General features: G+C 30.8%; 6 protein-coding genes. All 6 read right to left on the bottom strand.

What is annotated here, in order from left to right:
* A partial coding sequence (locus KXG62_RS33420; protein WP_218096331.1) for a hypothetical protein occupies positions 1-512 on the bottom strand: 512 nt, incomplete at its 3' end.
* Positions 505-1,452 carry a GDP-L-fucose synthase gene (gene fcl / locus KXG62_RS33425; RefSeq protein WP_218096332.1) on the bottom strand — a complete coding sequence of 316 codons (948 nt, stop codon included), beginning with the start codon at positions 1,450-1,452 and terminating at the stop codon, positions 505-507. The genes KXG62_RS33420 and fcl, both read right to left, overlap by 8 nt.
* A gap of 12 nt (positions 1,453-1,464) precedes the next feature.
* Complete coding sequence (gene gmd, locus KXG62_RS33430; protein WP_218096333.1) at positions 1,465-2,556, bottom strand: GDP-mannose 4,6-dehydratase; 1,092 nt, start codon at positions 2,554-2,556, stop codon at positions 1,465-1,467.
* The gene (locus KXG62_RS33435; RefSeq protein ID WP_218096334.1) at positions 2,553-3,968 is read right to left on the bottom strand and encodes a sugar phosphate nucleotidyltransferase; all 1,416 of its coding nucleotides are present in this window, start codon (positions 3,966-3,968) and stop codon (positions 2,553-2,555) included. Before KXG62_RS33435 ends, gmd begins: the two co-directional genes overlap by 4 nt.
* Before the next feature lie 10 nt (positions 3,969-3,978).
* Positions 3,979-6,714 carry a rhamnosyltransferase WsaF family glycosyltransferase gene (locus tag KXG62_RS33440; RefSeq protein ID WP_218096335.1) on the bottom strand — a complete coding sequence of 912 codons (2,736 nt, stop codon included), beginning with the start codon at positions 6,712-6,714 and terminating at the stop codon, positions 3,979-3,981.
* Between the two features lie 17 nt (positions 6,715-6,731).
* On the bottom strand, positions 6,732-7,434 hold a 703-nt coding region (locus tag KXG62_RS33445), incomplete at its 5' end, for a hypothetical protein (RefSeq protein ID WP_425517410.1).

Below are 7,434 nucleotides of genomic sequence, written 5' to 3' on the forward strand. Positions count from 1 at the left end.
GAAATGGATATACATAAACATAAAAAAAGCATATAATAATTTGAATAAAATTTTTGATAGCTTCTAAAAGTTAATTTGATTAAGATAATAAAGAAAAATAAAAATAATAATATGGCCTGAATCTTTAAAATAGAAATGTAAATATTATTTCTAGTTATAAAAAATAAAAAAATTGAAAAAATCGAAAATGATGAAAGATATAATATTTGCTTCTTCTCGACGGAGGTTTTATACGCTTTTATAATTATTTTCTTATTCAAATAATTAAGAAAAAAATTGATTGATAAAAACACTAGCGAAAAAAGAAAAATGAGCTTCACATAAGCCGAAGTTCTAGCGGCAGCATCAACTCCATTTAGTACTACTATACCAATTGTCCTATCATGAAACGATGTTAGTGTAATATTTATATTTTTGTAATAAAAAGCTGTGATAGTCAAAGAACTAAATATACTGAATATGACAATCCAAATCTCTTTAGGAATTAAATTATTTTTAAATTTTTCAAACATTCGTATTCTCCTTATTTAAATACCAAGCATAAGTTCTCTCTATCCCTTCTTTAAGAGAAACATTGTATTTCCATCCTAATTTTGATAACCTACTAACATCTAATAGCTTACGCGGCGTTCCATCTGGCTTCTCTGTATTAAAATAAAGCTCTCCGTTAAACCCTACAACTTGTCTGATTAATTCTGCTAATTCTTTTATCGGTATATCTTGCCCTGTACCTATATTGATTAATTCTAAAATGTTAAGTGGTGCATCATTTTGCATTATAAAAATACAAGCATCTGCCATATCATCAACATATAAAAATTCCCTGCGAGGTGATCCCGTACCCCAGATTTCAACTTCTTTACTATTTTTCATTTTTGCTTCATGAATTTTTCTTATTAGTGCCGGCAAAACATGGGAGTTATTTAAGTCAAAATTATCATTAGGTCCATATAAATTAGTTGGCATAACGGAAATATAATTTGTATTATATTGTCTATTATATGAAGTACACATTTTTAACCCAGCAATTTTCGCAATTGCATATGGCTCATTGGTTTGTTCTAATTCACCCGTTAATAAGTATTCCTCTTGTATTGGTTGAGGTGCAAACTTCGGATAGATACAAGAACTTCCCAAAAACAGCAATCTCTTCACATTATTTTGATATGAAGAATCAATTACATTAGTTTGAATCATAAGATTATCTCTAATGAAATCTGCCGGGTATAAATTATTAGCTAAAATACCGCCCACTTTGGCAGCGGCTAAAAATACATATTCCGGTTTTTCTTTTTCAAAAAAATGCTTTACTGCAGTCTGGTCTCTAAGATCCAGTTCTTTACTACTTTTTAAAATGATATTATTGTATCCTTGTTTAATAAGCTGATTAGTTATTGCGCAGCCGACCAAACCTTTATGGCCGGCTACATAAATTTTCGCGTTTTTATCCATTTTGTCTCCTCATCATTCACTGAAATGATAATACGGGAACCCATTGTCTTTACATAAAAGGTCGCGCGTTGTTAATTCAAGGTCAGCATGAATCATTTCACGAACTAATTGCGTTAATCCAATTTGTGGCTTCCAGTTTAATTTATTTTGCGCTTTGGTTGGATCTCCTAACAATAAATCAACTTCAGTAGGCCGGAAGCATTTCGGATCAATTTTAACTATTATTTCTCCTGTATCTCTATTAATCCCATGCTCCTCTATACCAGTTCCTCTCCATTCAATATTGATTCCAACCTCTTCAAATGCCAACTGTACAAATTCACGAACAGCAACCGTTTGTCCGGTAGCGACGACATAATCTTCTGGCTCATCTTGTTGTAGCATTTTCCACATAGCTTCAACGTAATCTTTGGCATGTCCCCAATCTCTCTTGGCATCTAAATTACCCAATGATAAACTTTGCTGTAATCCTAATTTGATTCTTGAAACTGAGCGTGTAATTTTTCTAGTTACAAATGTCTCTCCTCTTAAAGGGGACTCATGGTTGAATAAAATACCGTTACAGGCATAAATGTTGTAAGCTTCCCTATAGTTAACTGTAATCCAATAAGCGTAAAGCTTGGCTGCAGCATATGGACTTCTTGGATAAAATGGTGTGGTTTCTCTTTGAGGTATCTCTTGCACTAAACCATAAAGTTCACTCGTAGACGCCTGGTAAAATCTTGTTTTATTGGTCAATTTTAATATTCTTATAGCTTCAAGTAGACGTAAAGTACCTATTCCATCAGCATTAGCCGTATACTCTGGGGTTTCAAATGATACTTGAACGTGACTTTGAGCAGCTAAGTTGTAAATCTCGTCTGGTTGAATTTCACTTATAAGTCGTATAAGGTTTGTTGAATCAGTTAAATCACCGTAGTGTAGAAAAAACCTTTGATCAACGGAATTTAACTGCTCCTGATAAATATTGTCAATACGAATTGTATTAAAAGTCGACGATCTTCTTTTCAAACCATGAACAATATATCCTTTGTTTAGAAGCAGTTCTGCAAGATAGGAACCATCTTGTCCAGTTATTCCAGTTATTAAAGCTATTTTTCTCATTTTTTTGCAAGCCTACCCTTCAGTATGTTTATTTCTCTTATGTTTATTTTTTTGTTGGAGATAATTTCAATCCAATCTAGTCCAAATTGAACTTTATCATTCTCTGTAACTTCTTCCCCCATTTGTATTTCTATAAATTCAATTCCATCTTTACTATAGACAGCATGCCTAGTGCCCCTTGGTATAGTTAATGAATCACCTTTAGATACGTTGTGCATAATACCATTTACAAACAATGTTCCACTACCAGCTGTAATAGTCCATACTTCATCTCTTTTATAGTGTACATGGTAACTGGAATTTTTGCCTGGTTTAATTATTATTCTTTTTGTCAAAACTTCTGTTCCATCTTCTGCTTTGCTATAATCTATTACTTTATATGAACCCCATCTTCGTTCTTCATACATCGGTCTATTATTTATCTCATTCATTACTTCTTTAATTCTGGGGCTTTCTTTTTTATCAGCAACTAGAATTCCGTCAGGACTTGATGCTACGACAATATTTGATAATCCAATAATTGTAACTGGAATATCAAGTTCATTAACGATATGTGTATTAATTGAATCTAATGTAGAAATACCAACGCCGTATACTGGGTTTTTCATTTCCTCTGTCAGTGTATTCCACGTCCCTAAGTCTTTCCACATACCATTAAATGCTATCATTCCAACTTTGTTAGCATTTTCTACTACTTCATAATCAAAACTTATCTTCTTAAGAAAATGATATTGATTCACAAGTTCATCATAATTTGTCCCAATTCCTTTATCTTGAAGAAATTTATACATGTAATTTAATTTAAACCCGAATACTCCACAATTCCAATATGCATTCTGATTTATCAATTCCTTTGCTTTTTCTTCATTTGGTTTTTCTATAAATTCTTTGACTTGTAAAGTTTGTTGAGATAAAGGATTTATTTCTTTGTGGCATGTTAATATATATCCGTATTTTTCTGAAGGATATGTCGGCTTAACCCCTACCAAGGCTATATCAATATTGTGATTCAAAGCACTTTCCAAATTAGTTAAATGATCAAAAAATTCATCTTCTACATAAGGGTCTACTGGTAAAACACAAACTACTTCCTCCATACCCACTTTTTTCGAAAGCAAATACATTGATGATAAAACAATTGCTGGAAAGGTATCTCTTCTTTCAGGTTCAATAATTAATGGAACATCTGGTCCTATTTGACTTATCAATGTTTCCACTTGCGATTTACTAGTTGCAATATAAGTATCTTTATCTAAACCTTTTGCCTTTAACTGGCGCCACACACGCTGTAGCATAGATTCGTATACGTTATCTTTATTTTTCAAAACTTTAAGAAACTGTTTAGATCTAGAGTCATTCGAAAGTGGCCATAATCTCTTTCCTGACCCACCCGACAATAGTATTAGCTTCATCGAATACTCCTTAAACTGATATTTTTTGTTTCTCTGTTATTTCAGATTCAAATACACTTTTCAGAGTTCTTTGAATTTTTTCTTTAGTTATCGAATCTTCCCAGTGATGAGGCCAGTTTACTTTACTTCCTTTTATTCTAAAATTGAAATCATGAATTTTATCTGCCTGTTCCAATAAAGCATTCGCTAGTGTTTCAATATTTGGCTCAACCGCTTTAATATTATGTGAAATTTGCTTAAAGTATTTTTCATCTTTGATACCATAATAAGTATTAGTAACTACAAGCATGCCTGCAGAGGCCATTTCTATTGGCAATAAACTAGGGTGCGGTGAATCCATCAGTGAAAAACCAATATCATGATCAGGGAGCAAATCTGCATAATGTTTCATGTCAAATTTACCTATATGTTTTATTTTAACACCAGATGGGAGTAATTGTTCACCAACATCACCACCAATGGCTATAATCTCCCAATCCTCATCGGAAAATCCCCCTAATTCCCTTGCTCTATCAATGGCTAGACAACCAATGGGATATAAATTTCTCGCATTCTGCGCTTGTGGTCGTGCATAAAACAATAGTTTATTTTTTCTTTTCTTTTTCGCAGTTAATTCTAAATCTTTAAATTGTAGAACAGGATTATTAAAAAATTCACCTGCATTTTCTTCTTTGATATACCCAATACTTAAAAAATATTTTTGTAATAATTCTGTGGAAAAAAATGGTGTATAGTTTAAAAAATAACTATTATCAGCGAGAACACGATATGCTCCATGCTCGTAAAAAACAGGTTCATAATCCTGCGAAAGATAAATAAATTTAGAATATCTTGTTTTTTTAACAGCCTCATTTGCTATATAAGCGGTCCACCAAGAAGTTGCTATAAAGATATCATCTTCAGATATTTGAATTATTTGTTCATCAGAATAACAAGGCAAAAACTCAACTACTGATAAAAAATCTTTTAATGTTAAGTCGTGATTCCTTACCTTGATCAAATCATCAGGGTTTATTTCTTTTTGATCAGTAACTAAAATCCTCACACGAAAACCTAATTCAAAATATTTTTTCGCAAAATTATACATCCCAATATAACCACCAAAAAAGTTTTTAGGATCCACAATAGAAATAAACAAATTAATGGTTTGAGGTCTGTTCTCGATTAATTCAAATGTCCGACCAAAAAATTTTCTTTTATACTCAATTATTGAAGGATCAACTATACCCACAACATCATAATTATTAATTTCTGAAGACAAAGAAAATAAATTTTTCTTTTTAATAAATGCCTTTATTTTTTTCCGAAAGGGAATAACAATTTTACGCACTAATATATTTATAATCTTAGAAAAAAACAATGAAAGCTCTAAATTATTTAATGTTTCTTTATTTTTCATAACTTTTAAATGCACTTTTAGAAGACCACTAAGTGTGAATGGTCTTGATAATAACTTTTTATATACGGTGTCTGGATTTCTGATTAAAGCTGTACTGGCAAGAGTAAATATATGTTTTGCGTTTATATGTTGAAACTCATATCCACGCATAATAGCACGAAGTCCATTTATAACGTACTGTTTGACAGTTAATTTTAATTTCTTATACGTAGAATAAGCACTTAATTGTTGTTTTTGTGTTATAGTTAAATCTATCTCATTAAATAAATTTAAAACATTTTTCTTTGTGAAATCAGTGTGCCCAATAATATTCTTTCCATATTGTATATAATCGTAAAGCGGTATATTTATATATTCAATTTTTCCTTTCATAGCCGCAACTATAGCAATCCATTGATCATGGAACACATTCCCATATTTGGGTGGGAATGGGAGGATTTCTTTGGTCAACGAATATTTAAATATTGATGCTGCACCTGTAACAGTATTAGCAATAGCCAACAAATCGAGATCTTTGCTATTATAATAATTTTTTCTATTAGACCAATAACTCTCAAAAAGTATATTACCATCATCTTGGACGATTTTCATATCGCAATAGACCAATTGGATATCATGATCTTCATCAATTTTTTGTAATGACAAGGACAATTTATTAGGATACCAATAATCGTCTTGGTCAGCTAGTGCAACATATTTCGCATATTTAGGAACCAATTTTAAACACTGTTCAAAATTATAATAAAACCCCAAGTTTTCCTTATTACGGAATAAAAAAATTCTATTATCTTTTTTAGTTATTTCTAGCATGTCATTCATATATTTACTACTTGAACAATCATCATTAATAATACATATCCAATTACTAAAATCTTGGTTAATAATGCTATTAATTTGTCTCTCAAACTGTTTTCTCTCTGGATTATATGTCGCCAAACAGATAACTAATAGATTTTCCCGAAAAATGCCTTCTGGTAAATTAATTTTCTCTTCGATCAACTCCTCGTAAGGTTCTAATAAAATTGTACTTATTATTTTTTCGATTGTTCTACCGTTATTAAAAACAACTTTTAAAACTAACTCTACAGATTCAGCTTTTTCTACCGGATCAATTACAATTGGAATACTAAACCCCGAAAATAATGAAAACATCTGAGGGTCATTATATACGGCAGCTACATCAGGTCGTAATATCTCAAAAGAATCTGCAACAAACTCTTGACCAAATAATTTAGCAGAAATACTCCTCACTCTTACGTCGCCGAAAACCCATCCCTCTAATAAATATCGATTGACTTTATTAATTTGGATTTTACTTGGTAAGTTACGTTCAATATGATACTGCATCGTAATTTGGCACCCTCTTATTTTTTCAGTACACGCTTTAGGTATCTAAACGGCTTAGTTATCTTCCATGATAAAGAAGTATAAATTTTATTAAGCTCGTCTTTAGTCACTTCCATTTGGGATAATAAATCCTTAATAAATATATCTTTTGTATTATTATCGTTAAGAAGCTGTTTGATTTCACTTTCATATTGGTCCAATATATTGTTTTTGTTTGCTATTTCATTTTCATAATGGTTCAATATATTTTTCTTATGTGTAATTTCATTTTCATACTCATATATCTGTAGTTTACTTTTTTCGACATTCATTAAAGTATTTTGCAAATTATCTTTTAAATTATTAATTGTTATATCTTTCTTACGTAATTTTTCCTCAAGATTATAGATATCCTTTTTTACTTCTTCCAATATTTTCGATTTTTTTTCGATATCTTCAATTTGATTCTCAATTGTATTTTTTTGTTCTAACAATAGGAGGCTATATTCATTGCTAGCCTTTTGTAATTTCCCAATTTCCCCCATTTGCTCTATGATCAATTTTTCTTTTTGCAACAATAGTTCTTTTAAATCTTTATTTTCGAATTGTACCTCATAATTTAAACCAAGCTTGTCATGAATACTATTTATGAAATGATTTGTAATATCTGGTTCAATATTAATTCTTATATTAAGCTTACTTTCTGTTGTAAATAAAGGTAAGTTATCAATTATTAATTGT

Source organism: Paenibacillus solanacearum (assembly GCF_910593845.1).
Classification (GTDB): Bacteria; Bacillota; Bacilli; order Paenibacillales; family NBRC-103111; genus Paenibacillus_G; species Paenibacillus_G solanacearum.

Coding starts and splice junctions, on each gene's coding strand:
- gmd (WP_218096333.1), bottom strand. CDS start 2,556: ATGAGAAAAATAGCTTTAATAACTGGAATAACTGGACAAGATGGTTCC.
- KXG62_RS33435 (WP_218096334.1), bottom strand. CDS start 3,968: ATGAAGCTAATACTATTGTCGGGTGGGTCAGGAAAGAGATTATGGCCA.
- KXG62_RS33440 (WP_218096335.1), bottom strand. CDS start 6,714: ATGCAGTATCATATTGAACGTAACTTACCAAGTAAAATCCAAATTAAT.
- fcl (WP_218096332.1), bottom strand. CDS start 1,452: ATGGATAAAAACGCGAAAATTTATGTAGCCGGCCATAAAGGTTTGGTC.